Genomic DNA, 26,733 nt, shown 5'->3' with positions numbered 1-26,733 from the left:
ACCGCATGAAGGCAACTCGGCTCGGAGCCGCCGCGCTGGCCGCGGCGCTGCTCGGCACGCTGGTCGCCGGCACGCCGGCGCAGGCCGCCCCCGGCGACACCGGCACCGCCACTTACCCCTCCACCGACTGCGTCACCGACCCGGCCACCCCCAAGCGCCAGTTCCGGGCCATGTGGATCGCCTCGGTGACGAACATCGACTGGCCCAGCAAGACCTCCTGGACCGCGCCGGACCAGGAGGCCAAGCAGAAGGCCGAATACCTGGCCTGGCTCGACCTGGCCCAGAAGCTCAACCACAACGCCGTCGTGGTCCAGGTCCGCCCGACCGCCGACGCGTTCTGGCCCTCGCCGTACGAGCCGTGGTCGGAGTACCTGACCGGCGTACGCGGCAAGAACCCCGGCTGGGATCCGCTGGCCTTCCTGGTCGCCGAGTCGCACAAGCGCAACCTGGAGTTCCACGCCTGGTTCAACCCGTACCGCGTCTCCATGCCCGCGCCCGGCGGCGCCGGCGCCGACCTGTCGCAACTGGCCCCGGACAGCCCGGCCCGCCAGCACCCCGACTGGGTCTTCGCCTACCCGCCCGCCGGCGTCGCCGGCAGCCGGCTCTACTACAACCCCGGCATCCCCGAGGTCCGCGAGTTCGTCCAGACCGCGATGATGGACGCGGTCAAGCGGTACGACGTCGACGGCGTGCACTTCGACGACTACTTCTACCCGTACCCGAGCGGCACCCACCAGGTGCCCGACGACGCGACGTTCGCGGCGTACAACCGGGGCTTCACCGACAAGGCCGACTGGCGGCGGGACAACATCAACCTGCTGATCCAGGAGATGAACGCCAAGATCAAGGCGGTCAAGCCGTGGGTGAAGTTCGGCGTCAGCCCGTTCGGCATCTGGCGCAACGCGTCGGCCGACCCGAACGGCTCGGACACCACCGGCTCGCAGTCGTACGACATCATCTCCGCCGACTCCCGCAAGTGGGTCAAGGAGGAGTGGATCGACTACATCGTGCCGCAGCTCTACTGGTACATCGGCCAGTACCCGGCCGCCGACTACGCCCGGCTCGTGCCGTGGTGGGCCGAGCAGGTGCGCGGCACGCGGGTGCAGCTCTACATCGGCCAGGCCGACTACAAGAGCGGTGACCCGGTGTACGGGTCGTTCTGGATGAACCCGCAGGAGCTGTCGAACCACCTGACGCTCAACCGGTCGTACCCGGAGGTGCTCGGCAACGTGCACTTCTCCGCGGTGCAGGTCCGGGCGAACCGGCTCGGCGCCACCGACATCTACGCCGCCGAGCACTACTCCCGCCCGGCGCTGGTGCCCACCATGACGCACCTGCCGCGCAAGCCGCTGCTGTTCCCGGTGGTCACCAAGGCCCAGCGGGAGGCGGACGGGGTACGCCTGAGCTGGCGTCAGCCGGCTGACGGCAAGGGCCCGCTCGGGACCGCCGCGTCGTACGCGATCTACCGGTTCGACGGGCACGGCCTGGCCGGGCGCTGCGACTTCGCCGACGCCTCGCACCTGGTCGGCACCGTCCGGGCCACCGACGGCGCCGTGCAGTCCTGGGTGGACACCACGGCGGCCGACGGCGCCCGGTACACCTACTACGTGACCGCGCTGGACCGGCTGGCGAACGAGAGCCCGGCGAGCCCGCCGCGCTTCGTGCGCTGACCCCTGACCGGATGCCCCCGGGCCGCCTCGCGCGGCCCGGGGCATTCGTCTGTTCAGGCGGATGTCAGCGAGCCGTTCCCCGGGGCATCGCCCCAGCTCACCCATTTGATCGACACTTGTCGACATCCGGAGATCCCGGCCACCACCCGCGGAGGTTCCCGTGTCCCGTCGCCTCGCCACCACCCTCGCCGCCGGAACAATCGCCCTGCTCACCATGCTCGGCCTGGCCACACCGGCCGCCGCGGCGGTGAGCACCGAGCAGAAGCTGTCCGTCCTGACCAGTTGGACGCAGACCAGCGCGTCCAGCTACAACGCCTGGAACAGCGCCCGGCAGAACCGGTCGCCCTGGACCGAGTACGGCTTCGACTGGTCCACCGACTACTGCTCGTCCAGCCCGGACAACCCGATCGGGTTCAACTTCAAGCTCTCCTGCTACCGGCACGACTTCGGCTACCGGAACCACAAGGCGATGGGCGTCTTCTCGTCCAGCAAGTCCCGCCTGGACAGCGCCTTCTACGAGGACCTGAAGCGGGTCTGCGCCACGTACAACGCGGTGGTCCGGCCCGCCTGCTACAGCCTCGCCTGGACGTACTACCAGGCGGTGAGCGTCTTCGGCTCGGTCGCCGCCGTGTCGCAGGCCGACCTCGACCGCGCCGCCCGGATGAAGGCCGACGCCGAGCGTCGCGCCGCCGCGCGCGCCTGACCCACCACGCGGGGAGTCCGCCGCCCGGCGGGCTCCCCGACGCGCCCGGCCGGTCGACCCGCCGCGCCCGGCCCGTCGTTCCGCGCGGCCGGCCGGCTCAGCCGGCTGTGCTGCGTGGCTCGAACGCCGGCCACGAACCCGGCTTCTGCGCGCCGAACCGGGGCGAGTCGGCGGCCAGGTCCGGGTGCTCGACGTGCAGCGCCAGCGCCGCCACCTCGTCCAGCCGCAGCCCCGAGCCGGCGCCGTAGGCGGCGTCGAACGCCTCGTCACCGAGCACCCGGCGCAGCTCCGTCTGCCGGGCCGACCAGTACGGGCCGTATATCCCCGGCGTGGCCCGCAGGTTCGCCCGGGTGGCCTGCGCCGCCCCGAACAGCCGGGCCGCGGAGAGCGCGTCCCCGGCGAGCGCGCAGCGCACCGCTATCGCGTTGATCGTGTCGCAGGCCCGGCCCAGATAGCCGTGACTCATCCGGGACCGCAACGCCACCAGCAGGTGCTCGTGCGCGGCGACCAGATCGCCCCGGGCCAGGGCCACCATGCCGAGCAGCATGTCCACCGACCGGCCGCCCCGCTCGGCCGGCCGGGCCGCCTCGACCGGGCGGGCCGCGGCGAGCAGGTCGGCCGCCTCGTCCAGCGCGCCCCGGCGCCAGAGCAGCTCGGCGAGGTTGTAGACGGCCAGCAGCGCGTCCCCCACCACGTCCTGCGCGTACGCCCAGTCGATCACCTCGCGGCAGACCCGCTCCGCCTCGGCGAACTGCCCCATGTCGACCAGGGGCGCGGCGCGCCCGGCCAGCACCCGGGCAAGCAGCCCCCGGTCGCCGGACTGCCGGGCCGCCGCCTCGGCCCGCTGCGAGTACCGCAGCTCCTCGCCGAACTCGCCGTCCGCGCCCGCGTGCAGCGAGTGCATGTGGTACGCGGCGGCCAGCTCGGCGTCCGGCATCACCTCGCCGGTCTCGGCGAGCCGGCCGTAGAGCCGGAACAGCCAGAGCCGCCCCTCCCGGGCCAGCCCGCGCTCCCGCCACCACTGGTCCAGGTCACCGGCCAGCGACAGGCCCGACCGGGCGCTGCCGCCGGTGGCGCACCAGCGCAACGCGGCCCGCAGTTCGTTCGCGAGCGGGTCGAGCGCGTACAGGGACAGTGTCACCGGGCGGCCGTCCGGTCCCAGGTGCGCCCGGTCCAGCGCGTGCCGGCACCAGGCCACGTGCCGGTCCCGGGCGCTCTGTTCCTCGCCCGCCTCGACCAGCCGCCGGGCCGCGTACGCCCGGATCGGGTCGAGCATCCGGTACGTGCTGCCGGAGGCGTGCGGCTCGGCCAGCACCATCGACTTGTCCACCAGCACCGAGAGCGGGTCGAGCGGATCCTCGTCGAGCAGCCACTGCACCGTCGGCAGGTCCACCGGGCCGGCGAACACCGCCATCCAGCGCAGCAGCCGGGCCGAGCGCGCGCCGAGCGTCCGGTACGACCACGTCACAGTGGCCTGGATGGTCAGGTGCCGCTCGCTCGCCGAACGCTGCACCGCCCGGGTCGCCGGGGTGGGCGGGGCGGCGCCGGTCGCGGCGGCCACCAGGTCCACCGTGTCCTGCTGGTTGCCGCTCCAGCCCGCCTCCACCGGGGGCGGTTCCGCCGTCTCCCGGCCGGCGTCGAGCGTGCCCAGCATGTCGTCCAGCCGCTCGGCCAGTTGCCCGGCCGAGAGCACCCGCAGCCGGGCCGCGGCGAGCTCGATGGCCAGCGGCAGCCCGTCCAGGCGGCGTACCACCCGGTGCAGGTCGGCCTGCTCGGCCGGCTCCGGCGCCCGTCCGCCCCGGGCCACGGCGGTACGGTCCAGCAGCAGCGCCACCGCGTCGCTCCCCACCCCGTCGGGCCCCTCGTCGACCGACAGCGGCGGGATCCGCCACACCACCTCACCGGGTACGCCGAACGACTCCCGGCTGGTCGCCAGCACCCGCACACCCCGGCCACCGGCCAGCAGCCGGCCGATCACCTCGGCCGACGCGGCGGTCTGGGCGTCGCAGGTGTCCAGCAGCACGAGCATCCGGCGCGGCGCCGCGTACTCGACGAGGGTGTCGACCATCGGCCGGCCCGGCTCGGGGCGGAGGCCGAGCACGGCGGCGATCTCGAACGCCACCAGCCCCGGGTCGGTCACCGCGGCGATGTCGACGAACCAGACGCCGTCCGGGTAGTCCTCGACGATCCCGGAGGCCAGCTCCACCGCCAGCCGGGTCTTGCCGGCGCCGCCCGCGCCGAGCACCGTCACCAGGCGGTACGCCTCGACCAGCCGCCCCAGCTCGGCGCGCTCGGCCTGCCGGCCGACGAACGAGGTGACCTGGGTGGGCAGGTTGTGCGCTGTCGCGTCGGCGGTACGCGGACGGGGGAACCGCCGCTCCAGCCCGGGCGCGACGAGCTGGAACAGCCGCTCCCGGTCGTCGAAGCCGCGCAGCCGGTGCAGCCCGAGGTCCAGCAGGGACACCCCGTCCGGCAGCGGGTCGGCGTGCTGGGCGGTGGCGGCCGAGCAGAGCACCTGCCCGCCGTGCGCGGCGGCGGCCACCCGGGCGGCCCGGTGCACCTCGGGGCTGGCGTACTCGCCGTCGCGGGGCTCGGCGTAGCCGGTGTGCAGCCCCATCCGTACCCGGGGGGTGGCGTCCGGGTTGGGCCAGTCGTGACCGGCGAGCGCGCGCTGCGCGGTCAGGCAGGCGCGGACCGCGGCGGCGGCGTCCGGGAACGCGAGGAAGAACGAGTCCCCCTCGGTCAGCAGCTCCGCCCCGTCGGTGCCGGCCAGGGTGTCGCGCAGCAGCCGCCGGTGCTCGTGCAGGACCGGGCGGTAGACCGGGCCGAGCATCCGGGCCAGCCGCGTCGAGCCCTCGATGTCGGTGAACACGAAGGTCACCCACCCGCTGGGGAGGTGGTGTGCTTGCGACATACGTCGAACCTCCGCCCGGTGACGTCGGGTTCATGCTGCCCTATGGTCGTGCCGTCACGCATCGTGAGAACGGCTGGGCAGATTCCGCCCCAAGGTGCCAAAAGATCACAGCGGCGGCAAGACCCCGATCGACCCGCGGGACGGGCGGCGGAAAGTCAGCAGCCGCAGGAGCCGCCGCAGCAACCGCCGCCGCTGGGAATCCCACCGCTCGGGGCGGAGCCGCCCCGGCCGGTGACGGCCACCGTGGACAGCAGTTTCACCGTGTCGGCGTGGCCCTGCGGGCAGGTGGCCGGCCGTCCGGCCTCGGCCATCGGGCGGTTGACCTCGAAGGTGTCGCCGCAGGCGCGGCAACGGAACTCGTACCTGGGCATGTCCCAAGCCTACGGCCGGGCCTGACGTCGTCACCCGGATGGGTGATACTCGACGGGTGGTGGACGGCGAACGGCGAGCGACGGCCCGGCCCCTGCGACCCGCCGCGCCACCCGACGACGCCACCCCGCTCGTCCCGCGTCCCCGGGGCGAGCGCGACGCCCTCCCCCCGAAGCCTCCCACCAGCGCAGATGCGGCGGCCGAGAGCGGCGGCCGGCGTCGGCGGATGCCCTTCGCGCACGCCGTCCGCACGCACCCGAGACAGCTCGCCGTCGGCGCGGCCCGGGCCACCCGTGCCTGGTCCCGGCGGCCCGGCGGGCGCACCACGCTGCCCGCGCTGTTCCTGCTCGCCCTGGTCGCCGCCGCCGCCACGGCCGGTGCGGTGGTCGTGCCGGCCGCGGTCGGCCGGCCGGAACCGGTCGCCGAGGCCACGCCGTCGCAGAGCGTGCCGCAGACCGCCGCGGCGCCCGCCACGCCCCCGCTGCCGGAGCTGACCGGTCTGCCCGGCACCACCGCACCGACCGGCACACCGCTGCCCGGCGCGACCACCGCCCCCGTGCTGCCCGCCGGGCGCCCGGCCGACGCGCTCGCCGGCTGGGCGCAGCGGGTCGGCGCGGTGACCGGCATCCCCGTGGTGGCGCTCCAGGCGTACGCGTACGCCGAGCTGGTGCTCGCCCAGACCAACCGCGCCTGCCAGTTGAGCTGGACCACACTGGCCGCCATCGGGTACGTCGAGTCGCGCCACGGCGCGGCCAACGGCGCCACACTGCAAGCCGACGGCCGGGCCCTGCCGGAGATCAAGGGACAGCCGCTGGACGGGCAGGGCGGCCGGTCCCGGATCCTCGACACCGACCAGGGAGCGCTCGACGGCGACCGCGTCTACGACCGGGCGCTCGGCCCGATGCAGTTCATCCCGACCACCTGGCAGGAGATCGGCGCGGACGCCGACGGCGACGGCGTGAAGAACCCGCACGACATCGACGACGCGGCGCTGGCCGCCGGGCTCTACCTGTGCAAGGGCGGCCGGAACATGACCATCCCGGGCGACTGGTGGGGCGCCATCCTCTCCTACAACGATGTGCGACGGTACGCCCAGGCCGTCTTCGACAAGGCCGACGAGTACGGCAGGCTCAGCCGCAACGTGAGGTGACCGCTCGCGTACATTCGCGGACTGAACCCTTCCCCCCGGCTGCCGTTGACGGCAAGCTAGACGGGTGATGGTGCGCGAGTGGGATCCCAGGACCGCGTCGTCCGCCGAGATCGCGTCCCTGCTGGACACGCTGAACGCGGTCCTGGCGGCCGATCTGCCGCAGGATCCGCCATGGCGGGAGAGCTCCATGCGGGAGTATCTGTCCGAGGTGATGCCCGGCGAACGGCGAATCTCGTGGGTCGCGCAGGACGACGCCGCCCCGGACGGCACGCCCGGTGCGATCCTCGGGCATGTGCACGTGCTGCTGCTCGGCGGGATCGGCGTGCTCGAGGTGCTGGTGCACCCGGCGATCCGGCGCAGCGGCATCGGCCGCGAGCTGGTGCGGGTGGCCGCCCGCCGGGTCTGGGACGAGGGCTTCCAGTCGATCGGCGTGGAGGTGGTCGGCGACACCCCGGCCGTGGCGTTCTACGAGTCGCTCGGCTTCACCCGCGACTACGTGGAGACCCGCAGCGTGCTCGACCTGCGCTCGGTGGACTGGCCGGCGCTCAGCGAGATGGCCGCCGAGGTCGGCGCGGGCTACCACGTGGAGTTCTGGCCGGGTGGCCCGCCGGACGAGCTCATCGAGGCGTACGCGCGGGCCAAGGCCGAGGTGCGCGACTCCGACGACGTGGAGCTGCGGCCCAGCTCCTACGACCCGGACCGGCTGCGCGACAGCCTCGCCACGCTGCACCGGCGCGGCATGAAGCCGTACATCGTGCTGGCGCTGCACGAGCAGACCGGCGAGGTGGCCGGGTTGACCGAGGTGGTGGTGCCGGCGCAGCACCCGACCCGGGCCGACCAGTACGACACGATCGTCGTCCACGACCACCGCGGCTACGGCATCGACCGGGCCATCAAGGCGCGGATGCTGCTGGAGCTGCGCTCGGCCGAGCCCGAGGTGGCCGAGGTGCAGACCTGGAACGCGCAGGACAACGAGTCGATGCTGAAGGTCAACGCCGAGCTGGGCTACCGCCCCGACCGCGACTGGTGCGAATACGGTGTGGACGTCGCCGAGCTGGTGCACCGGCTGGACAGTCACCGCTGAGCGTTCACCGGCCGGCCATCGAAGGGGCTGGACGGTGTACCCACGAGAGCCTTAACGTTCGTTAGTTCCTGTCCACCCATCGTGGAGGCCCCATGCGCCCGCGCCGCACCCTCGCCGCGCTCGCGACCACCGCCGCCGTCACCCTCACGGCGATCGCTGTCGCACCCACCGCGGCCAGCGCCGCGCCCACCGACCTGTTCATCTCGGAGTACGTCGAGGGGTCGTCCAACAACAAGGCCGTCGAGCTGTACAACGGCACCGGCGCCGCGATCGACCTGGCCGCCGGCGGCTACCAGCTCCAGCTCTTCTTCAACGGCGCCACCACCTCGACGAACATCGCCCTGACCGGCACCGTCGCCGCCGGTGACGTGTTCGTCTTCGCCGCCGCGGCGGCCGCGCCGGCGATCCTCGCCCAGGCCGACCAGACGTACTCGGGCTCGCTGTTCAACGGCGACGACGCGATCGTGCTGCGCAAGGGCGACACGGTGGTCGACTCCCTGGGTCAGGTCGGCGCCGACCCGGGCAGCGAGTGGGGCAGCGGGCTCACCAGCACGGCTGACAACACGCTGCGCCGGCTGCCCTCGGTGACCGCCGGCGACACCGACCCGGCGGACGCGTTCGACCCGGCCGCGCAGTGGGCCGGCTTCGCCACCGACACGTTCGACGGGCTGGGCAGCCACACCGTCGGCGGCGGCGGACCGGTCGACCAGCCGCCCACGCTGGCCTGCGGCGGGGCGCTGACGTTGTCGGCGGGCGCCACGGCGACCCGCGAGGTCACCGCTACCGACGCCGACGACACGGTCACCGACCTGGCGGTCACCTCGGTCGTGCCGGTGCCGGCGAGCGGCTCGATCAGCCGTACCGCGTTCACCCCGGCGACCGGGAACGGCGGCACGGCCACCGCGACGGTCACCGCCACCGGCCTGCCGGCCGGCAGCTACGCGGTCACCGTGACCTCCACCGACGCCGAGGGCGGCACCGCCACCTGCACGCTCACCGTGCAGGCCACCAGCGTGCTGTCGATCGGCGAGGTGCAGGGCCGCACCGCCGACGACGAGGACGGCCGCGTCGACCGGTCGCCGCTCGCGCCGGCCAGCGGCAACGGCACCAGCTCCACGCTGTACGACGTCCGCGGCGTCATCACCGGCAAGTCGCTGACCCGCAGTTCGGCCGGCGCCGAGCAGTGGGGCTTCTACCTCCAGAGCCGGCTCGGCGCCTCCGACGGCGACCCGCTGACCTCCGACGGCCTGTTCGTCTTCATGGGCTCGTTCACCACGCTGATCGGCGGGTACGCCCCGACCGTCGGCGACGAGGTCGTGCTGCGCGGCCGGGTCTCCGAGTACTTCAACCAGACCCAGCTCTCCGGCGCCTCGCTGGTCCGCAAGCTGGACTCCGGCCTCGACGTGGACACCGCGGTCCGGGTCGACGACGCGGTCCCGCCGGCCGAGGCGGCCGCCGCCGACCTGTTCTGGGAGCGGCACGAGGGCGAGCGGATGCGGGTACGCGCCGGCAGCGGCGTCTCGGCGCCCCGGCACATCTACTCCTCCACCGCCGACTCGGAGATCTATGTGCTGGACCGCGAGGATCCGGTGATGAAGCGGTCCGACCCGTACGCCCGGCGGGTGTTCCGGGACGCGCACCCGCTCGACGACATCCCCGGCACGCTGTTCGACAACGGCAACAACCAGCGCATCCTGCTCGGTGCCGGCGGCGTGAAGGCGACCGCCGGTGACTCCCGGGCGCTGCTGCCCGAGGCGCGCACGTTCGACACGCTCACCGAGGACGCCTACGGCTCCGTCTCGTACGCGTTCAGCAAGTACAGCGTGCAGCCCGAGCAGCTCACCCTGACCGGTGGCGCCGACCCGGCCGCGAACCACCCGCCGCAGCCGGCCGACCGCGGCGGCGAGGTCGCGATCGCCACGTACAACGTGGAGAACCTGTACGACTACCGCGACGACCCGTTCGACGGCTGCGACTTCGCCGGCAACACCGGCTGCCCCGGTGTCAGCCCGCCGTTCGACTACGTGCCGGCGAGCCCCGAGGCGTACGCCGCCCGGCTGGCCGTGCAGGCCCGGCAGATCGTCCAGTCCCTGCACAGCCCGGATCTGGTCCTGGTGCAGGAGGCCGAGGACCAGGACATCTGCTCGGTGGTCGACGGCGCGCTGGCCTGCGGCGACACCAACAACGCCGACGGCGCGCCGGACACCGTGCAGGAGCTGGCGCTCGCCATCGCGGCCAACGGCGGCCCGGCGTACGCCGCCGCGTACGACCGGACCGGCGCGGACGCCCGGGGCATCGCCTCGGCGTTCCTCTACCGCACCGACCGGCTGACGCTCGCCGAGGCGACCGCCGCGGACCCGCTGCTGGGCTCCGCCCCGACCGTCCAGTACCGCTCGGCGGCGCTGCCGTCCAACACCGACGTGCAGAACCCCAAGGCGTTCAACGCGGTGCTGCCGGCCGACGTGGACCGGTCGACCGGGGTGGACGGCAGCAACGTCTACACCCGCGCGGCGCAGGTGGCCCGGTTCACCGTGAAGGCCGGGCCCGGATCGACCGAGCGCTTCACGCTCTGGGCGGTCGCCAACCACTTCTCGTCCGGGCCGGACAGCCGGGTCGGGCAGCGCCGCGAGCAGGCCGCGTACGGGGCGGCGATCGTCCAGGCGGTCGAGGCGAGCGACCCGGACGCCCGCGTGGTGTACGGCGGCGACCTGAACGTCTTCCCCCGCCCGGACGACCCGATCGCCACCGCCCAGAACCCGGCCCCGTCGGACCAGCTCGCCCCGCTGTACGAGGCCGGGCTGCACAACCTCTGGGACGACCTGGTGAAGGACGCGCCCGCGTCGGCGTACTCGTACACCTTCAGCGGGCAGGCGCAGACGCTGGACAACCTCTTCGTCAACGACCCGATGCACGACGACCTGGTGCAGGTACGGACGGCGCACATCAACGCCGACTACCCCACCGACGCGCCGGAGCTGGGCGACCGGGGCGCCAGCGACCACGACCCGCAGGTGGCCCGGTTCCGGTCGCGCGCCTCGCTGCGGGTCGCGGACACCTCGGTCACCGAGGGCGACAAGGGCACCGGCACGATGACGTACACGGTCACCGTGTCCCGCCCGCTCTCCGAGCCGGCCCTGATCTGCGCGGCCACCTACGGCACCACAGCTCAGGCCGGGTCGGACTACGACCCGTACGTGGGCTGCCGGGTGCTGGCCGCGGGCCGGACCTCGCTGATGTTCCCGGTCACCGTGCGCGGCGACCGCAAGCGCGAGGCGGACGAGAAGCTCACGCTGTACGTGGCAGGGGTGCCGGGCCTGCGGCTCGCCGACCCGTCCGGCGTCGGGACGATCCTGAACGACGACTGAGCGGTGTGCCGCGCGGCGGCCCGTCGATTCGCTCATGGGCGGATCGGCGGGCCGTCGCGGTATCCGCACCGTTGCGGGTCGGGCGGGGGCGGCACGCTCCGGTACTTGGCCACCCGCACCTCCCACTGGCTGCGGCGGCGCAGCCAGTCCCGGACCTCACGATTCCGGTAGAAGGTCTCCGGCGGGCGGGCCAGCCCGTACCGGTCGGCCCACCACTCCCCCGGCTCCGGGTCGGTGATGACATCGAGGTGGGACGGGTACCGCCGCTCCGCGCCGTCACGCAGGTCGGCCCGGTCACGCATCGGCTTGAGCACCCGCCCGGCCTCGTCGACGACCACGAGCCGGAAGCCGGCCGTGCCGACGATGCGCGACAGCATGGTCAGGCTCGGCGTCAGGCTGCCCGCCTCGATCCGCCCGATCGTGCTCGGATGCACCCGGGCGAACCGGGCCAGCTCACGCTGGCTGGCGTCGGCCCGGCGACGCACGGCCCGGACGATCCCCGGCGCCGGGAACGGCACGTCGAACGGCTCGGTGAGCAGCGCCGGCCCGTCTGCCGCCGGCCCTTCTGGCGCCGTCGCGGCGGACGCCGTCGTGGCAGACGCCGCGCGTGCGGCGCCTGTGGCGGCGGTGGCGGAAGCGGCCTCCGGCCCGGTGTCGGCGATGTCTGTCACGCCGCCCACGGTCCCGGCTCCCGCACCGGCCCGGCAACCCCGCGCCCCGCCTCTGTGGAAAACCCGGGATACGGCGGCCAGCCCTACTCGGCACCAGCCGCCAGCACACACAGAGGGTGACCTTCACTCAGCGTTAAGCACCGAACTAAAGTCGGCGGCCCTGCGCGGTGAGCAAAGAGGACTTAAGCGGACACAAACCCCACGATCGCCGCAGCGGGGAGAACCACCTCGGCAGACTTTGCTCTGCAGCCATCGAGGCAGCGCCCACTCTTCGTGACAGTTGCGCCCATGGCTGCAGAGCAAAGTCGGCTAGAGGTGAAGTAGGTCGCAGGTCGGAATGTTGCGCTGAGTGACCAGCTCGGCTGTGGACAAGGCATCGCCGGCCACGGGAGCCGGGCGCGAGCCCGCAGCCGACATGCCGGCAGCGCGAGCGGCGTCGGCCGAGCGTCGGTCAGTAGCGCTGGCGCAGCAACTGGGCGGCCTCGACGGCCCAGTAGGTGAGGATGATCTGGGCGCCGGCCCGGCGGATCGAGGTGAGCGTCTCCAGCATCACGCGCTCCCGGTCGATCCAGCCGTTCGCGGCGGCGGCCTCGACCATCGCGTACTCGCCGGAGACCTGGTAGGCGGCGACCGGGACGTTCACCGCGGCCCGGACCGCCGACACCACGTCGAGGTAGGGCAGCGCCGGCTTGACCATCACCATGTCGGCGCCCTCGGCCACGTCCAGCTCGACCTCGCGCAGCGACTCGCGCAGGTTCGCCGGGTCCTGCTGGTAGGTGCGCCGGTCCCCCTCCAGCGCCGACTCCACCGCGTCGCGGAACGGGCCGTAGAAGGCGGAGGCGTACTTCACCGCGTACGCGAGCACCGAGACGTCCTGGTGCCCGGCGGCGTCGAGCGCCTTGCGGACCACGCCGACCTGGCCGTCCATCATCCCGGACGGCCCGACCACGTGGACCCCGGCGGCGGCCTGGGCCACCGCCATGTCGGCGTACGCGGCGAGCGTGACGTCGTTGTCGACCCCGCCGTCCGGCGTGAGCAGGCCGCAGTGCCCGTGCGAGGTGAACTCGTCCAGGCACAGGTCGCTCATCACCACCGTCGAGTCGCCGACCTCGGCGATCACGTCCCGGATCGCCGTGTTGAGCACGCCGGCCGGGTCGACGCCACCGGAGCCGGTCTCGTCCCGCGTCTCCGGCACCCCGAACAGCATGATCCCGCCGACCCCGGCCTGGACCGCCTCCGCGGCGGCCTTGCGCAGCGAGTCCCGGGAGTGCTGGAGCACCCCCGGGAGCGACGCGATGGCCCGCGGCTCGGTCAGCCCCTCCTTGACGAACATCGGCACGACCAGTTCGGCCGGGTCGACGCGGGTCTCGGAGACCAGCCGCCGCACGGCCGCGTTGCTACGCAGCCGGCGGGGCCGGATCTCGGGGTACGGCATGACGGGCCTCCTGTCAGCGGAACCGCAGGGCGGTCGGGCCCTGCACCTTGGAGCCCCGGCGCTGCTTCGCCGGCATGGCGGCGAGCTTCTCCCGCAGCTCGACGGCGTAGGCGGCGAGCGCCTCCACCAGGTCGGGCACCGAGGCGTGCGGCGGCTGCACGTCGACGCGCAGGCCGAACTCGGTGGCGGTCTCCGCCGTCTTGGGCCCGATCACTGCAACAACGGTCCGCGCGTGCGGCTTCCCCGCGATACCGACGAGGTTCCGCACCGTGGACGACGAGGTGAACAGCACCGCGTCGAACCCGCCCGACTTGATCGCGTCGCGGATCTCGGCGGGCGGCGGCGCCGCCCGGACGGTCCGGTACGCGGTCACGTCGTCGACCTCCCAGCCCCGCTCGGTCAGGCCGGCGGCCAGGGTCTCGGTGGCGATGTCGGCGCGCGGCAGCAGCACCCGGCCGACCGGGTCGAGGATCTCGTCGTGCGGCGAGAACTCGGCCAGCAGGCCCTCGGAGGACTGCTCCCCGGAGGGGATCAGCTCGGGCTGGATGCCGAAGGCGCGGACCGCCTCGGCGGTGGCGTCACCGATGCAGGCGATCTTCACGCCGCCGAAGTGGCGGGCGTCGAGGCCGTGCTCGGCGAACTTCTCCCACACCGCCCGGACCGCGTTCACCGAGGTGAAGATCACCCAGGCGTACCGGCCGTCGACCAGGCCCTTGACCGCCCGCTCCATCTGCGCCGGGGTGCGCGGCGGCTCGACCGCGATGGTCGGCACCTCGCACGGGATCGCCCCGTACGCGCGCAGCCGTGCGCTCATCACGCCGGCCTGCTCCTTGGTGCGGGGCACCAGCACCTTCCAGCCGTACAGCGGGCGGTTCTCCCACCAGCTCAGCTTGTCGCGGTCGGTGACGGCCGCGCCGACGGTGAGCACCACCCGGCCGGTGAAGCCGAGCGCCGCCGCGACGAAGGAGTCCACGCTCGACGTGGTGGTGTACTGCGTCTCGCCGGTACCGTCGCCGGTCACCCCGACCGGGGTGGTGCCGTCGACGCCGGCGGCCAGCAGGCCGTCCCGGACGGCGGCCAGGTCACCGGCGTCCACGGCGAGCGCCAGCGAACCCCGGGCGACGGCGGTGGCGAGCGCCTCGAAGTCCAGCGCGGTGACGTCCTCGACGTCGGCGGCGGTGCGTACGCCCGGCAGCGGGACACCCGCGTAGGTGGCCACGCCCTCGGCCTGGCCGACGCCCGGCACCACCTCGAAGTGCGCGGCGGTACGCGCGACCGCCCGCACCTCCTTGACCACCGAGTCGTGGCCGAACGGGTCACCGGCGACCAGGTGCACGGCGTTCTGCCCGGATCGGGCCGCGGAGATCAGCACCTTCGCCACGTCCCCCGGTACGCCCTCGGCAGGGCTGAACTCGGCGTCGGGCCGGGCCTGGGCGCGGACGTGCGCCAGGAGCGACTCGGGTACGCCCCGGTCGTAGACCACCTGGTCGGCCTCGACCAGGGCGTCCAGCGCCCGGCGGGTCAGCAGGCCCGGGTCGCCGGGACCGGCCCCGACGAATGCGATCTGGCCTACGGGCTTACGGGTGCGGGTCATTCTGTGCTCCCAAGTTGCTGGGTCCCCGGGCCGGCCTGTGCGTCCTGGCCGAGGATCGAGTCGGCGCCGAGTTCGAGGAGTTCGGCGGCGAGTGCCTTGCCGATCTCCGCCGCGTCGGCGGGCGTTCCGGTGCGGGACAGCCGGAGGTCACGGGTACCGTCCGGGCTGATCACCGCACCGCGCAGGTAGATCTCCTGATTGACGTCGCCCTCGTCGGTGGGCTCGCCCTCGGCGAGGACGGCGTACGCGGCCACGGGTGCGCTGCAGCCTGCCTCCAGGGTGGCCAGCAGCGCCCGTTCCGCGATGATCGCGGCACGGGACGGTGCGTGGTCGAGCAGCGCGAGCAGCTCGATCACGTCCTGGTCGTCGGCCCGGCACTCGACGGCCAGCGCACCCTGGGCGGGCGCGGGCAGCATGAGCATCGGGTCGAGCGTCTCGGTGATGGCGTCGGCGCGCCCGATCCGGTTGAGCCCGGCACGGGCCAGCACGACGGCGTCGAGGTCGGCGTCCGGGCCGAGCACCCGGCCGAGCCGGGTGTCGATGTTGCCCCGGATCGGGGTGACCTCCAACTGCATGCCCAGCGCGTGCAACTGGGCGATCCGGCGCAGCGCGCCGGTGCCGACACGGGCGCCGGGCGGCAGCTCGGCGAGCGTACGGCCGTTCGTGGCCACGAGCGCGTCGCGCGGATCCTGCCGGGGCGGCACGGCCGCCACGTGCAGGCCGGGCGCCGCCGCGGTGGGCAGGTCCTTGTACGAGTGGACGGCGAAGTCGATCTCGCCGGCGGTCAGCGCGTCGCGCAGCGCGGAGACGAACACACCGACGCCGAGCCGCTGCACCGGGGCGGTGGACCGGTCGCCGGCGGTCACCACCTCGACCAGCTCGACCGGCCGGCCGGTGGCCGCGGTGAGAGCCTCGGCGACGTGGCCGGACTGGGCCAGGGCCAGCGTGCTGCCCCGGGTACCGAGGCGAAGGGGGGCGGTCATCGCGCACCTCCGGTGGGCGGGACGTCGGCGGCGTCGAACGACGACCGGCCGTCGAGGTCGGTGGCGACCACGTCGGGAACGGTGTCGACCGGGGACGTCTGCGGAACGTCCAGGTCGAACAGTTCGCGCAGCAGCGCCGCGTACTGGTCGCCGCCGGGCTCGGCGGCGAGTTGGCGGACCCGTACGGTCGGCTGGTGCAGCAGCCGCTGCACCACCCGGTGCACGGTCCGGGCGACCTCGGCACGCTGGTCGTCGCTGAGGTCGGGCCGGCGCTGACCGAGCCGGCGCAGCTCGGTGGTGACGACGTCCTCGGCCCGGCCGCGCAGCGCGGCCACCGTCGGCGCGACGTCGGCGCCGCGCAGCCAGCTCAGAAACGCCTCGACCTCGCCGGTCACGATCCGGGCCACCTCGGCGGCGTCGGCCGCGGCCGGTCCGTCGGCGAGGACGGCGGCCATCCGGTCGATGTCGATCACCTCGACGCCGGGCAGCTCGGCGACGCCGGGCTCGACGTCGCGCGGGACGGCCAGGTCGAGCAGGACCAGCGGCCCGCGGTCGGCGTCCCGGCGGGCCAGCGCCCGGGTCACCACGTCGCGGGTCAGCACCGGCTCGGTGGCGGCGGTGGCGGCGACCACGACGTCGACATCGGCGAGCGCGGTGATCAGCTCGGCCATCGGCACGGCGGACGCGCCGTACGACTCGGCGAGCCGGACGGCACGGGCGGCGCCCCGGTTGGTCACGGTGAGCGGGCCGGCACCCAGCCGGGACAGCGTGGCCACGCCCAGCGAGCCCATCGCGCCGGCGCCGACCACCATGGCGGGCCGGCCGGCCAGGTCGCCGTCGAGCATCTCGGCGGCGAGGTCGAGGGCGGCGGTGACGACGCTCTGCCCGGCCCGGTCGATGTTGGTCTCGGCGTGCGCGCGCTTGCCGACCCGCAGCGCCTGCTGCATCAGCTCGTGCAGCAGGCGGCCGGCGGAGTCGGCGCCACCGGCGGAGTGGTAGGCGTCGCGGAGCTGGCCGAGGATCTGCGCCTCGCCCACCACCATCGAGTCGAGCCCGGCGGCCACCCGGAAGACGTGGTCCACGGCGGCGGCGTCGTAGTGCACGTAGAGGTGCGGGGCGAGCGCCGCCGGCTGGCAGCCGGCCTGGTCGGCCAGCACCGCGCAGATGTCGCCGAGCCCGCCGTGGAACCCGGAGACGGCGGCGTAGACCTCCACCCGGTTGCAGGTGGAGACCAGGACGGCCTCGGCGACGTACGGCTGGGCGATCAGGCGGTCCAGCGTGCGGGTGAGGTCGGCGGGCGGGACGGCCAGCTGTTCCAGGGTGGCGACCGGGGCGGTGCGGTAGGACGCGCCGACGACGAGCAGTTTCACGTGCCGATCGCCTCCTGGGTGTCGGTGGCCGCGAGTCCGCCGGGCAGGGCGGTGAGGGCGGACCCGCCGGTGGCGGGGAGCGCGGTCAGCGATGCCTTGCGGTGCTCGTGGAAGGACAGGATCTGCAGCTCGATGGCGAGGTCGACCTTGCGCACGTCGACCCCGTCCGGAACCGAGAGTACGCACGGCGCGAAGTTGAGGATGCTCGTCACGCCGACGGCGACCAACTGGTCGGCGACCGCCTGGGCGGCCGGGGCGGGGGTGGCGATGACGCCGATCGAGATCGACTCCTCGGCGACGACCTGGGGCAGCTCGTCGACGTGCCGTACGACCAGGCCGTTGATCTCTTCGCCGACGCGGGACCGGTCGGCGTCGAGCAGCGCGGCGATGCGGAATCCGCGGTTGGCGAAGCCGTCGTAGCCGGCCAGGGCGTGACCGAGATTACCCACGCCGACGAGCGCGACGGTCCGGCACTGGGTGAGCCCGAGCACCGAGGAGATCTGGTCGACCAGCAGCGCGACGTCGTAGCCGACGCCCCGGGTGCCGTACGAGCCGAGGTGGGACAGGTCCTTGCGGAGCTTCGCGGAGTTGACGCCGGCGGCGTTGGCGAGGCCCTCGCTGGACACCGTCTCGTGCCCGGCGTCGGCGAGCGCGTGCAGCGCACGCAGGTATTCCGGGAGCCGGGACACGGTCGCCTCCGGCAGGTCCGGAAGCGCCGGTACGGCACCGGTGCGACCGGGCGCGCCTGGTTGACGGTGCTGGCTCATGAGACTCCGTGCGGTGCGATCCTCGACCAGCGACGACGGCCGGTCGTTTCGGGACTCCCGCTGGCGACCGAGATTGCCGGCTGTGCTAGCAGGGCGCGTCGGAACTACAGAGTAGGTGTTTGTGAAGGGGTGCACAAATCGCGATCTTGAAAGCTCGCGACGCGCATTCACCTGCCCCTCCATTCCCGCAAGATCGATCAACCGCGTCTCTCGGCGGCGCGTGGCGATTATTGCTCAATCCAGACTTCCCTGACCAATCGCGCGGGGCCCGTAGCGCTCCGTGACCGGCGTGGCGAGGCGAGACTCACGTTTCCAGTAGGGAGAACCCCACCCCGAAGAGGCCAGCGTGCGGGATGGGTGGGCGGGTCCCGCGCCCATAGCCTCGAACCATGACCGCCGTACCACTCGCCACCGCGCCCACTCCGCTGTCTCCCGTCCGGGGGCTCCTGCGCCGCCTCGGCCGCGACACCACCTACGTACTGGTGGGCTTCCCGCTGGCGCTCGTCGGCTTCGTGCTGGCAGTGGTGGGGATCTCAGTCAGCGCCGGGCTGCTGGTGACCACGCTCGGGCTGCCGATCCTCGCCGGCCTCCTCTACGCGGCCCGCGGGCTGGCCGACATCGAGCGGCTCCGGCTCGCCGGGGTGCTGGACCGGCCCCGGGTACGCCCGGTCTACCGCAGGCCGGAGCCGGGCGCCGGGTTCTGGCGCCGGGTGTTCACCCCGATCCGGGACGCGCAGTCGTGGCTCGACCTGCTGCACGCGTTCGTCCGGCTGCTCGTGGCGCTGCCCACGTTCGTACTGCTGGTGGTCTGGTGGGTGCTGGCCCTGGGCGGCACGCTCTACATCACCTACGACTGGGCCATCCCGCGTGGGCCGGAGGACCAGGACCTGAGCCAGCTCCTCGGGATGGGCGACGGGCCGGGCGCGCGGATCGCCCTGAACACCGCGATCGGGCTGTTCGCCCTGTTCACCCTCCCGCTGGTGGCGCGCGGCTGCGCCCGCCTCCAGGCCGGGCTGGCGTACTCGCTGCTCACCGGCGTGGCCGAGATGCGGCAGCGGATCGTCACCCTGGAGGAGCAGAAGCGGGCCGCCGCCTCGGCCGAGGCGGTCGCGCTGCGCCGGCTGGAGCGCGACATCCACGACGGCCCGCAGCAGCGGCTGGTCCGGCTCGCCATGGACCTCGGCCGGGCCCGCCACCAGCTCACCGCCGACCCGGAGGCGGCCCGGCAGACGCTCGACGAGGCGGTCGCGCAGACCCGGGAGACGCTGGACGAGCTGCGTGCCCTGTCCCGGGGCATCGCGCCGCCGATCCTGGTCGACCGGGGCCTGCCCAGCGCGCTCGCCGCGCTCGCGGCCCGCGCCCTGGTGCCCACCGAGCTGACCGTGGACGACGACCTGGGCACCGCCGCCGGGCGGCTCGACCCGGGGCTGGAGAGCACCGCGTACTTCGTGGTGGCCGAGGCCCTGACGAACGTCTCGAAGCACAGCCGGGCGACCGCCTGCCGGGCGGAGGTCACCCGGAAGGTGGGCCGGCTGGAGATCACCGTCACCGACGACGGGGCCGGTGGCGCCCACCTGGCCAAGGGGCACGGGCTCAGCGGCATCGCCGACCGGGTCCGGGCGGCGGGCGGCACCCTGGAGGTGGACAGCCCGGCCGGCGGGCCGACCCGGATCCACGCCGAACTGCCGAGGTGACCCGGTTCGCCCGGACTCCGGGCCGTCGCGCGCCGGCGTGGCGCGCCCGGCATCCGGGTCGCCGGGCGGGCACGGGGTCCGGGCGTGATAGACACCGGACCCATGCGGGTGGTGATCGCGGACGACGCCGTACTGCTCCGGGAGGGGCTGGTCCGGCTGCTGACCGAGTACGGGCACGAGGTGGTGGCGGCCGTCGGTGACGGTGACGCGCTGGTCGAGGCGGTGGTGACGCACCGGCCCGACGTCTCGGTGGTGGACGTGCGGATGCCGCCGTCACACACCGACGAGGGACTGCGCGCCGCGGTGGAGGCCCGCCGCCGCGTGCCGGGCACGCCGATCCTGGTGCTGTCCCAGTACGTCGAGGTGTCGTACGCCGACGACCTGCTGGACACCGCGGGCGGGGCCGGCGGCGGGATCGGCTACCTGCTCAAGGACCGGGTCGCCGCGATCGACGAGTTCCTGGACGGCCTGGCCCGGGTGGCGGCCGGCGGCACCGTGCTCGACCCGGAGGTGATCAGCCAGTTGCTGGTCCGGCGGCGCCGCGACGACCCGCTGGCGTCGCTGACCCCGCGCGAGCGCGAGGTGCTGGCGCTGATGGCCGAGGGCCGCTCGAACACCGCCATCGCCCGGGCGCTCGTGGTCAGCGACGGCGCGGTCGAGAAGCACGTCCGCAACATCTTCACCAAGCTCGACCTGCCGCCGGACGCGACCACCCACCACCGCCGCGTCCTGGCCGTCCTGGCCCATTTGCGCGCCTGACCGGGCGGGTCAGGCGAGCGTACGGGCCAGTGTCACCGCCTCGGTGAGCGTGTCGGCGGCCGGGTGGCCGCTGCCGCGCAGCCGGTCCGGGTCGGACAGGCCCCCGGTGTAGAGGACGCAGCGGGCGCCGACCGAGGCGGCCGCGTCGGCGTCGTCGAGCGAGTCGCCGATCAGCACCGCCTCGTGCCCGCCCAGCCCCAGCTCGGCCAGGTGCTTCTCCAGCCACTCGGCCTTGCGCCCGCCGCCGACCGTGGCGCGCAGCCCGTCCACCCGGCGGAAGTGCGGGGTCAGCCCGTACGTGTGCACGGTCGGCACCAGCTCGTCGTGGAACCACATGGACAGCAGCGACTGGCTGCCCTCCCAGGACTCGATCGCGGTGGTGGCGTCGGCGGCCAGGGCGCAGGTGGTCAGCCCGGCCCGGTACGCGTCGTGGAAGACCCGGTCGAGCACTCCGAACGCCTCGGCGTCCACGGCCCGGCCGAGCATCTCGGCGTAGTAGTCGGCGATCGGCCGCCGGAACCGCACCCGGTGCTCGGCCGCGGTGACCGCCGGTCCGCCGGCGCTGGCGAAGGCGACGTTCGTGGCCTGGACCACCAGGTCGAGGTCGTCGAGGAGCGTTCCGTTCCAGTCCCACACGAGGTGGCGTCGCATACCCGTCACCCGAGCACCATAGTGCTAGAGCTGCGGCGTGGTCAGATCGCGCAGCAGCCGGTCCTCCTCGACCCGCCAGTAGCCGTGCTCCTTGCCGTCGAGCAGGACCACCGGCAGCCGGTCGCCGTAGTCGCGCTCCATCTCCAGGTCGCCGGTCACGTCCCGCTCCACCCAGCGGTCGCCGGTGACCGCCACCACCCGGTCGAGCGCGGCCTTCGCGTCGTCGCACAGGTGGCAGCCGGGCCGGGTGATCAGGATGAGCCTCGGGTCACTGGACATCGGATACCTCCGTGCGGATCTCGGTCGGCGACGCCGGCGACGGCACCGCGGGCGCCGGGCGCAGCTCGGTCTTGCGTACCTTCCCGATCGCCGAGTACGGCAGGCTGTCGACGAACTCGACGGCGGCCGGGCACTTGAACCGGGCCAGGTTACGTGCGCAGTGTGCGAGCAGATCGTCCGCTGTCACCGGCGGGCCGGCCGCCCGGACCACGTACGCCCGCACAGTCTCGCCGGTCCGCGGGTGCGGCACGCCCAGGACGGCCGACTCGGCCACCCCGGGGTGCGCCTGGAGCACCAGCTCCACCTCGTGCGGGTAGACGTTGAAGCCGTTGACCAGGATCAGCTCGCCGAGCCGGTCGACCAGGAACAGGTCGCCGTCGCCGTCGGCGTAGGCCACGTCGCCGGTGGGCCACCAGCCGTCCGGGTCCGGCCCGCCCCGCCCGTCCGGCCAGTAACCGGAGAACAGGTTCGGGCCGCGTACCACGATCTGCCCGGGGTCGGTGCCCGCCGGCTCGTCGGAGAGGTCCATCTCGTCCTCGTCGGGGGCGTCGGCGGGCACTCCGTCGCGCCACAGCTCGGTGCCGTCGGCCCCGGTCAGGCGCAGCCCGACGCCGGGCAGCGGGCGGCCGATCGAGCCCGGTTTCGGCTCGCCGCCGACGAGCGTCGAGGTGAGCACCGGCGCGGTCTCGGTGAGCCCGTAGCCGACGTGCACCGGGTGCCCGGTCAGCTCGGTGAAGCGTGCGCCGGCCGCGAGCGGCAGCGGCGCCGCACCGCACACCGCGACGCGCACGGAGGCGAGCGCCGCGGCCGGGTCACGCGCCGCCTCGGACCAGGTCAGGAACATCGACGGTACGCCGACGAGCACAGTGACCCGGTGCCGGGCGATGTCGTCCAGCGCACCGGCCGGGCCGGGCGCGTCGACGAGCACACCTGTCGCGCCGTGCCGCACGACGGCGCCGAGCGCGGAGTTCAGCCCGTACGCGTGGAACAGCGGGAGGGCGAGCAGCACGACGTCGTCGGGGCCGACCACCGGCGGTTCGATGCGGTCGACCTGGTCGTGGTTGGCGGCGAGCGCCCGGTGCGACAGCATCGCGCCCTTGGGCCGGCCCTCGGTGCCGGAGGTGTAGAGCAGGACGGCCAGGTCGTCGCCGGAGCGGGCCGGGAACCGGGCCGGCGCGTCGTCGCCGGCGACCGGCGGCGCGGTGTGCACGGCACGCAGCGCGGGCAGCTCGGCGGCGTCCACCCGCCCGGTCACCTCGGGCGCGCCGACCAGCACGGCGGCGCCGGAGTCGGCGAGCACGTGCCGCAGCTCGCGGGCGGTCAGCGTGGGGTTGACCGGTACGGCCACCAGGCCGGCCCGGAGCGCGGCGAGGTACGTGACCACGAAGTCCGGGGTGTTGCCGAACGCGATCGCCACCCGGGGCGGGTGGCCGGTTCCGTCGGCCGGCGGCGCGTCGGCCAGTAGCGCCCGGGCGGTGGCGGTGACCGCGTCGTCCAGCTCGGACCAGCTCAGCGTCCGGTCGCGCCAGTGCAGCGCGGCCCGGCCGCCCCGCTGCGCGGCGGCGTGGCGGAGCCGGTCGGCGAGGTTCGGCGCGGAGCTTTCGGCGGCGTCCTGCACGGTGGCTGAGTCTGGCACAGCCGCGTCCGCCGGGCCATGCCCGAACACCGCGCCGGGTCCGCCGCACGGGACTGCAATTGCCGTACGGTGGGATTCCTAGCCACGGGATGAGGATCTCCACCGATGCCGGGGCGGGCAGCCGTAGGCGACCCGGCCGCACCCCTCCCGCGACACGCCGAGCGAAAAGAAAATCGGCTCCGACCAGGACTTTCCACTGCGAACCAGGTTCCGGCGCGAAAGTCAACCACACACGACGGACAACGGGTCCGCCATGTGTGCGACCTGGCGGGAAATACTTCCGCTCTGTGTAACGGACTTGCCACGCGTGGGTGACGTTGGCCCTATCATCACTCGGGTCGGCTCACCCCATTTGCCGTGAGTCGACACCCCTCAGCCCGAGGAGGCCCCCGTGCCCGTGAGCGCATTGGACCAGCACCTCAAGGGGATCTGCCGCCCGCCGGCATGTCCCGACCCGGCCGTGCCCGACCGGGTGACACCCGGTCCTCCGGCGCGGTCACTGTCCGCTCAGCCTGGGGAGGCGCGGTGACCACCTTCGGTTACGCCGAACGACCGGCCGGCGTCACCGGCCCGGCACAGCGCAACCCGCTCAACGAGCGCGCGGACCCCGGCCCACGAGGCGCCGACGGCCAGCTCGCGGTACGCGGCGACGGGCGGCGGGTACGCAGCCGCGCGCACCACACGAACGAGGCACCGCCCCGCCCCGCGACCCCGGGCGGCAACGCGAAGCCCGCGACCGGCCGCCTGGGCAGCCCGGCCCGCCCGACCATGCCGGCCCAGGCACGGCGCGGCGACGCGGCGACCGGGGCCGAGCCGTCCGCCGCCGAGACCGCGGTCCTGCCGGCGGTGACCACCGGCGACACCGCCGTCCTGCCAGCCGTACCGGCCGCCGCGCCCGCCACCGGCTTCCCCAGCCGCCCCGACCCGTCCGACCCGGCCACCGAGGTGTGGACGCTGGTCGAGCGCGCGCAGGCAGGCGAGTCCGAAGCGTTCGGGCTGATCTACGACCGATACGTGGACACCGTCTTCCGGTTCGTCTACTTCCGGGTCGGCAACCGCCAGCTCGCCGAGGACCTCACCTCCGACACGTTCCTGCGGGCGCTCAAGCGGATCGGCAGCTTCACCTGGCAGGGGCGCGACCTCGGCGCCTGGCTGGTCACCATCGCCCGCAACCTGGTCGCCGACCACTTCAAGTCCGGGCGCTACCGCCTGGAGGTCACCACCGGTGACGTCCTGGACGCCGACCGGGAGGACCGCGGGCCGGAGGGCAGCCCGGAGGCGGCCGTGGTGGAGCACATCACGAACGTCGCCCTGCTGACCGCCGTCAAGCAGCTCAACCCGGAGCAGCAGGAGTGCATCGTGCTGCGGTTCCTCCAGGGCTTCTCGGTGGCCGAGACGGCCCGCGCCATGGGCAAGAACGAGGGCGCCATCAAGGCCCTGCAGTACCGGGCGGTCCGGGCGCTGGCCCGGCTGCTGCCCGACGGCTTCCACTCCTGAGCGGCAGACACACCCGTCCCCTCACCGGCGCACGCGCCGGGCGCTGTCGCGTGCCCGACGCCCCACGCAAGCCGATCACTCCCGGTGATTTCGCCGCCGCCCCAGCCGTAACCGGCGCCCGGCGCGGTCCGTTTCTCCGGGTGCGACCAGTGGTTGTCCCGGCGTCCCCCGGGCCACCCGGTCCGGCGGGTCAGGTCGGCCGTCCCGGTCGGCCCTGGGCCACACGCTGCCACCGGTCGCTGGTGACGACGACGGCCGCCCGGCCGTGACCAGCGAGAGGGGGTGCCGCGGTGGACAGCGACCTCTTCTCCCGTCGGCGAGCCGAGCGCTTCGCGCAACTCCTCGACGAGGCCAACGGCGGACGCCGGCACCACGTCCGGTCCAAGGCGGACGGTGAACTCACCGCACTCGTCGAGGTGAGCCGCCGGCTCACCGCCGAGCGGCCCGGCGTCGAGGTGGACGCCGAGTTCCGCACCGGCCTGCGGGCGATGCTCGTGGCCACCGCCGAACGCGAGGGCGTCGGCGTCCCGGCCAAGACCGGCACCTCCGGGGTACGCGGCGCGCTGCTGCCCGCCATCACCGGCCGCCGGGCGCGGGCCCGGGGCGCGATCCTGGTCGGCGTGGCCGCGGGTGCGGTCGCCCTGTCCGGCATCTCCGCCGCCAGCGAGAACGCGCTGCCCGGTGACGCCCTGTACGGCATGAAGCGCTCCACCGAGCGCGCCCAGCTCGCGCTCGCCAGCTCGGACATCAGCCGTGGGCAGCTCTTCCTCGACTTCGCCCGGACCCGGCTCGACGAGGCCGCCTCGGTCCGCGACGACCGGCTCGGTTTCAGCGCCGTCCTCGACGACATGGACGCGGACACCCGCCAGGGCGTACGCCTGCTGACCACGGTCGCCGCGCAGCGCTCCGACCCGGCGGCGCTGGACGCGGTGGACACGTTCCTGGCCGGCCAGCACCGGGTGGTCAGCGGCCTGCTCGACCGGCCCGACCATGCCGACCGGGACCGCACCCGCCGCTCGCTGGCCCTGCTCGACGCGGCCGGCAAGCGCGCCGACGCGCTCCGCGAGGCGATCGCCTGCGGGCTGCCCGCGCCGCAGGCCAGCGACACGCTCGGGCCCGCTCCGGCCACCTGCCCGGCCGACCGCTGAGCGGCGGACGCGTACCGCGCCACACTTCTCCCGGCGGACACCCGGCCGTCACACGGTGCCGGATACGCTCGACGCGGAGGGCGTACGCGGTCGTCGAGGCAGGGAGGTCGCCGTGGCCGGGAGCCGGAAGGTGACCGTCAGCACCGACGCGCACGGGCACACCGCGGGCTGGTCGGAGACCCCGTCGGCGCCGGCGACCACGGTCACGCCCGACCCCACCGCCGCCGCGTTCTTCGACGTGGACAACACGATGATGCAGGGCGCCTCGATCTACTGGTTCGCCCGCGGGCTGGCCGCCCGGAAGTACTTCACCACCGGAGACCTGGCCCGGTTCGCCTGGCAGCAGGCCCGGTTCCGGCTGCTCGCCACCGAGCACGCGGGCGACATGTCGCAGGCCAGGGAGGCCGCGCTCGCCTTCGTCCAGGGCTGGCGGGTCGACGACATGGAACGCCTCGCCGACGAGATCTTCGACGAGCTGATGGCGCCGCGCATCTGGGCCGGCACCCGTCGCCTGGCCCAGCGTCACCTCGACGCGGGCGAGCGGGTCTGGCTGGTCAGCGCCGCCCCGGTCGAGATCGGCCGGGTGATCGCGGCCCGGCTCGGCCTGACCGGCGCGATCGGCACGGTGGCCGAGGTGGCCGACGGCGCGTACACCGGCCGGCTGGTCGGTGACCTGATGCACGGGCCGGCGAAGGCCGAGGCGGTCACCCAGCTCGCCGCCGTGGAGGGGCTGGACCTGGCCCGCTGCGCGGCCTACAGCGACTCGGCGAACGACCTGCCGATGCTCTGCGCGGTCGGCCGCGCGGTGGCGGTGAACCCCGATCCGGCGCTGCTGCGGCAGGCCCGCGAGCGGGGCTGGGACGTGCGCGACTTCCGCACCGGACGGCGGGCCGTACGCATCGCCGTGCCCTCCACCGCGGCCGCCGGGCTGCTCGCCGGCGCGGTCACGGCCGGCCTGGCGCTGCACCGCCGCCGCCACCGCGACGCCTGAACC

General features: G+C 74.2%; 20 protein-coding genes and 1 pseudogene. 10 read left to right on the top strand and 11 right to left on the bottom strand.

Features of this window, described 5'->3' with window-relative positions; translation table 11 throughout:
* Positions 1-5: 5 nt before the first annotated feature.
* The gene (locus ABIH81_RS11110) at positions 6-1,670 is read left to right on the top strand and encodes a family 10 glycosylhydrolase (protein ID WP_349880201.1); all 1,665 of its coding nucleotides are present in this window, start codon (positions 6-8) and stop codon (positions 1,668-1,670) included.
* 160 nt (positions 1,671-1,830) lie between these two features.
* A complete protein-coding gene (locus tag ABIH81_RS11105) occupies positions 1,831-2,373 on the top strand; it encodes a phospholipase (RefSeq protein ID WP_349880200.1) in 543 nt (180 codons plus the stop codon).
* A gap of 154 nt (positions 2,374-2,527) precedes the next feature.
* Here ABIH81_RS11105 and ABIH81_RS11100 read toward each other — a convergent pair.
* Together ABIH81_RS11100 and ABIH81_RS11095 are read right to left on the bottom strand one after the other, a co-directional pair.
* Positions 2,528-5,287: pseudogene (locus ABIH81_RS11100) on the bottom strand (adenylate/guanylate cyclase domain-containing protein); the annotation flags it as partial.
* A 155-nt stretch (positions 5,288-5,442) separates the two neighbouring features.
* The gene (locus ABIH81_RS11095; RefSeq protein ID WP_013288739.1) at positions 5,443-5,658 is read right to left on the bottom strand and encodes a zinc ribbon domain-containing protein; all 216 of its coding nucleotides are present in this window, start codon (positions 5,656-5,658) and stop codon (positions 5,443-5,445) included.
* 38 nt (positions 5,659-5,696) lie between these two features.
* Here ABIH81_RS11095 and ABIH81_RS11090 point away from each other — a divergent pair, with 38 nt between their 5' ends.
* The 3 genes from ABIH81_RS11090 to ABIH81_RS11080 all read left to right on the top strand — a co-directional run bounded on the left by ABIH81_RS11090 (position 5,697) and on the right by ABIH81_RS11080 (position 11,255).
* Complete coding sequence (locus ABIH81_RS11090; RefSeq protein WP_349880199.1) at positions 5,697-6,806, top strand: murein transglycosylase; 1,110 nt, start codon at positions 5,697-5,699, stop codon at positions 6,804-6,806.
* Between the two features lie 67 nt (positions 6,807-6,873).
* On the top strand, positions 6,874-7,890 hold the full coding sequence (locus ABIH81_RS11085; protein WP_349881068.1) for a GNAT family N-acetyltransferase: 1,017 nt from the start codon (positions 6,874-6,876) through the stop codon (positions 7,888-7,890).
* 92 nt (positions 7,891-7,982) lie between these two features.
* Positions 7,983-11,255, top strand: a complete 3,273-nt coding sequence (locus tag ABIH81_RS11080) for a lamin tail domain-containing protein (RefSeq protein WP_349880198.1) — start codon at positions 7,983-7,985, stop codon at positions 11,253-11,255.
* A gap of 32 nt (positions 11,256-11,287) precedes the next feature.
* Here the strand turns inward: ABIH81_RS11080 and ABIH81_RS11075 are convergent, their stop codons facing one another.
* The 6 genes from ABIH81_RS11075 to ABIH81_RS11050 form a co-directional block, all read right to left on the bottom strand.
* The gene (locus tag ABIH81_RS11075; protein ID WP_349880197.1) at positions 11,288-11,926 is read right to left on the bottom strand and encodes a helix-turn-helix transcriptional regulator; all 639 of its coding nucleotides are present in this window, start codon (positions 11,924-11,926) and stop codon (positions 11,288-11,290) included.
* A 451-nt stretch (positions 11,927-12,377) separates the two neighbouring features.
* Positions 12,378-13,361 (bottom strand): porphobilinogen synthase, encoded by a 984-nt coding sequence (gene hemB, locus ABIH81_RS11070; protein WP_349880196.1) that lies wholly within the window; start codon positions 13,359-13,361, stop codon positions 12,378-12,380.
* A 13-nt stretch (positions 13,362-13,374) separates the two neighbouring features.
* On the bottom strand, positions 13,375-14,955 hold the full coding sequence (locus tag ABIH81_RS11065; protein WP_349880195.1) for a uroporphyrinogen-III synthase: 1,581 nt from the start codon (positions 14,953-14,955) through the stop codon (positions 13,375-13,377).
* The gene (gene hemC, locus ABIH81_RS11060) at positions 14,952-15,938 is read right to left on the bottom strand and encodes a hydroxymethylbilane synthase (RefSeq protein ID WP_349880194.1); all 987 of its coding nucleotides are present in this window, start codon (positions 15,936-15,938) and stop codon (positions 14,952-14,954) included. The genes ABIH81_RS11065 and hemC overlap by 4 nt, the downstream gene beginning before the upstream one ends.
* Positions 15,935-17,308 (bottom strand): glutamyl-tRNA reductase, encoded by a 1,374-nt coding sequence (locus tag ABIH81_RS11055; RefSeq protein ID WP_349880193.1) that lies wholly within the window; start codon positions 17,306-17,308, stop codon positions 15,935-15,937. The genes hemC and ABIH81_RS11055 overlap by 4 nt, the downstream gene beginning before the upstream one ends.
* Positions 17,305-18,075: a redox-sensing transcriptional repressor Rex gene (locus ABIH81_RS11050; RefSeq protein ID WP_349880192.1), complete on the bottom strand. Its 771-nt coding sequence runs from the start codon at positions 18,073-18,075 to the stop codon at positions 17,305-17,307. The genes ABIH81_RS11055 and ABIH81_RS11050 overlap by 4 nt, the downstream gene beginning before the upstream one ends.
* Positions 18,076-18,464: 389 nt before the next feature.
* Here ABIH81_RS11050 and ABIH81_RS11045 point away from each other — a divergent pair, with 389 nt between their 5' ends.
* Together ABIH81_RS11045 and ABIH81_RS11040 are read left to right on the top strand one after the other, a co-directional pair.
* Positions 18,465-19,769 carry a sensor histidine kinase gene (locus ABIH81_RS11045; RefSeq protein ID WP_349880191.1) on the top strand — a complete coding sequence of 435 codons (1,305 nt, stop codon included), beginning with the start codon at positions 18,465-18,467 and terminating at the stop codon, positions 19,767-19,769.
* Positions 19,770-19,871: 102 nt separating this feature from the next.
* On the top strand, positions 19,872-20,528 hold the full coding sequence (locus tag ABIH81_RS11040; RefSeq protein ID WP_349880190.1) for a response regulator transcription factor: 657 nt from the start codon (positions 19,872-19,874) through the stop codon (positions 20,526-20,528).
* 9 nt (positions 20,529-20,537) lie between these two features.
* Here the strand turns inward: ABIH81_RS11040 and ABIH81_RS11035 are convergent, their stop codons facing one another.
* The 3 genes from ABIH81_RS11035 to ABIH81_RS11025 are packed head-to-tail and all read right to left on the bottom strand — an operon-like array spanning position 20,538 to position 23,124.
* A complete protein-coding gene (locus ABIH81_RS11035; RefSeq protein ID WP_349880189.1) occupies positions 20,538-21,179 on the bottom strand; it encodes an HAD hydrolase-like protein in 642 nt (213 codons plus the stop codon).
* Between the two features lie 24 nt (positions 21,180-21,203).
* Complete coding sequence (locus ABIH81_RS11030) at positions 21,204-21,458, bottom strand: glutaredoxin family protein (RefSeq protein ID WP_013288752.1); 255 nt, start codon at positions 21,456-21,458, stop codon at positions 21,204-21,206.
* Complete coding sequence (locus ABIH81_RS11025; protein WP_349880188.1) at positions 21,448-23,124, bottom strand: AMP-binding protein; 1,677 nt, start codon at positions 23,122-23,124, stop codon at positions 21,448-21,450. The genes ABIH81_RS11030 and ABIH81_RS11025 overlap by 11 nt, the downstream gene beginning before the upstream one ends.
* A 495-nt stretch (positions 23,125-23,619) precedes the next feature.
* On the opposite strand from ABIH81_RS11025, the gene ABIH81_RS11020 reads away from it, so the two are divergent.
* The 3 genes from ABIH81_RS11020 (at position 23,620) to ABIH81_RS11010 (ending at position 26,730) form a co-directional block, all read left to right on the top strand.
* The gene (locus ABIH81_RS11020) at positions 23,620-24,591 is read left to right on the top strand and encodes an ECF subfamily RNA polymerase sigma factor, BldN family (protein WP_349880187.1); all 972 of its coding nucleotides are present in this window, start codon (positions 23,620-23,622) and stop codon (positions 24,589-24,591) included.
* A gap of 290 nt (positions 24,592-24,881) precedes the next feature.
* Positions 24,882-25,739, top strand: a complete 858-nt coding sequence (locus tag ABIH81_RS11015) for a DUF5667 domain-containing protein (protein ID WP_349880186.1) — start codon at positions 24,882-24,884, stop codon at positions 25,737-25,739.
* 112 nt (positions 25,740-25,851) lie between these two features.
* Positions 25,852-26,730 (top strand): HAD-IB family hydrolase, encoded by an 879-nt coding sequence (locus ABIH81_RS11010; RefSeq protein ID WP_349880185.1) that lies wholly within the window; start codon positions 25,852-25,854, stop codon positions 26,728-26,730.
* Positions 26,731-26,733: the final 3 nt, after the last annotated feature.

Source organism: Micromonospora sp. HUAS YX12 (assembly GCF_040215685.1).
GTDB classification, from domain to species: domain Bacteria; phylum Actinomycetota; class Actinomycetes; order Mycobacteriales; family Micromonosporaceae; genus Micromonospora; species Micromonospora tulbaghiae.
The sequence above is the reverse complement of the archived record's forward strand: the minus strand, read 5'-3'. Positions and strand labels throughout refer to the sequence as shown.

Bases quoted from the DNA above. Each gene is read 5' to 3' on its own strand.
- ABIH81_RS11040 (WP_349880190.1), top strand. From the start codon at position 19,872: ATGCGGGTGGTGATCGCGGACGACGCCGTACTGCTCCGGGAGGGGCTG.
- ABIH81_RS11110 (WP_349880201.1), top strand. From the start codon at position 6: ATGAAGGCAACTCGGCTCGGAGCCGCCGCGCTGGCCGCGGCGCTGCTC.
- ABIH81_RS11090 (WP_349880199.1), top strand. From the start codon at position 5,697: ATGGGTGATACTCGACGGGTGGTGGACGGCGAACGGCGAGCGACGGCC.
- ABIH81_RS11045 (WP_349880191.1), top strand. From the start codon at position 18,465: ATGACCGCCGTACCACTCGCCACCGCGCCCACTCCGCTGTCTCCCGTC.
- hemC (WP_349880194.1), bottom strand. From the start codon at position 15,938: ATGACCGCCCCCCTTCGCCTCGGTACCCGGGGCAGCACGCTGGCCCTG.
- ABIH81_RS11050 (WP_349880192.1), bottom strand. From the start codon at position 18,075: ATGAGCCAGCACCGTCAACCAGGCGCGCCCGGTCGCACCGGTGCCGTA.
- ABIH81_RS11035 (WP_349880189.1), bottom strand. From the start codon at position 21,179: ATGCGACGCCACCTCGTGTGGGACTGGAACGGAACGCTCCTCGACGAC.
- ABIH81_RS11095 (WP_013288739.1), bottom strand. From the start codon at position 5,658: ATGCCCAGGTACGAGTTCCGTTGCCGCGCCTGCGGCGACACCTTCGAG.
- hemB (WP_349880196.1), bottom strand. From the start codon at position 13,361: ATGCCGTACCCCGAGATCCGGCCCCGCCGGCTGCGTAGCAACGCGGCC.
- ABIH81_RS11030 (WP_013288752.1), bottom strand. From the start codon at position 21,458: ATGTCCAGTGACCCGAGGCTCATCCTGATCACCCGGCCCGGCTGCCAC.
- ABIH81_RS11065 (WP_349880195.1), bottom strand. From the start codon at position 14,955: ATGACCCGCACCCGTAAGCCCGTAGGCCAGATCGCATTCGTCGGGGCC.
- ABIH81_RS11085 (WP_349881068.1), top strand. From the start codon at position 6,874: ATGGTGCGCGAGTGGGATCCCAGGACCGCGTCGTCCGCCGAGATCGCG.
- ABIH81_RS11080 (WP_349880198.1), top strand. From the start codon at position 7,983: ATGCGCCCGCGCCGCACCCTCGCCGCGCTCGCGACCACCGCCGCCGTC.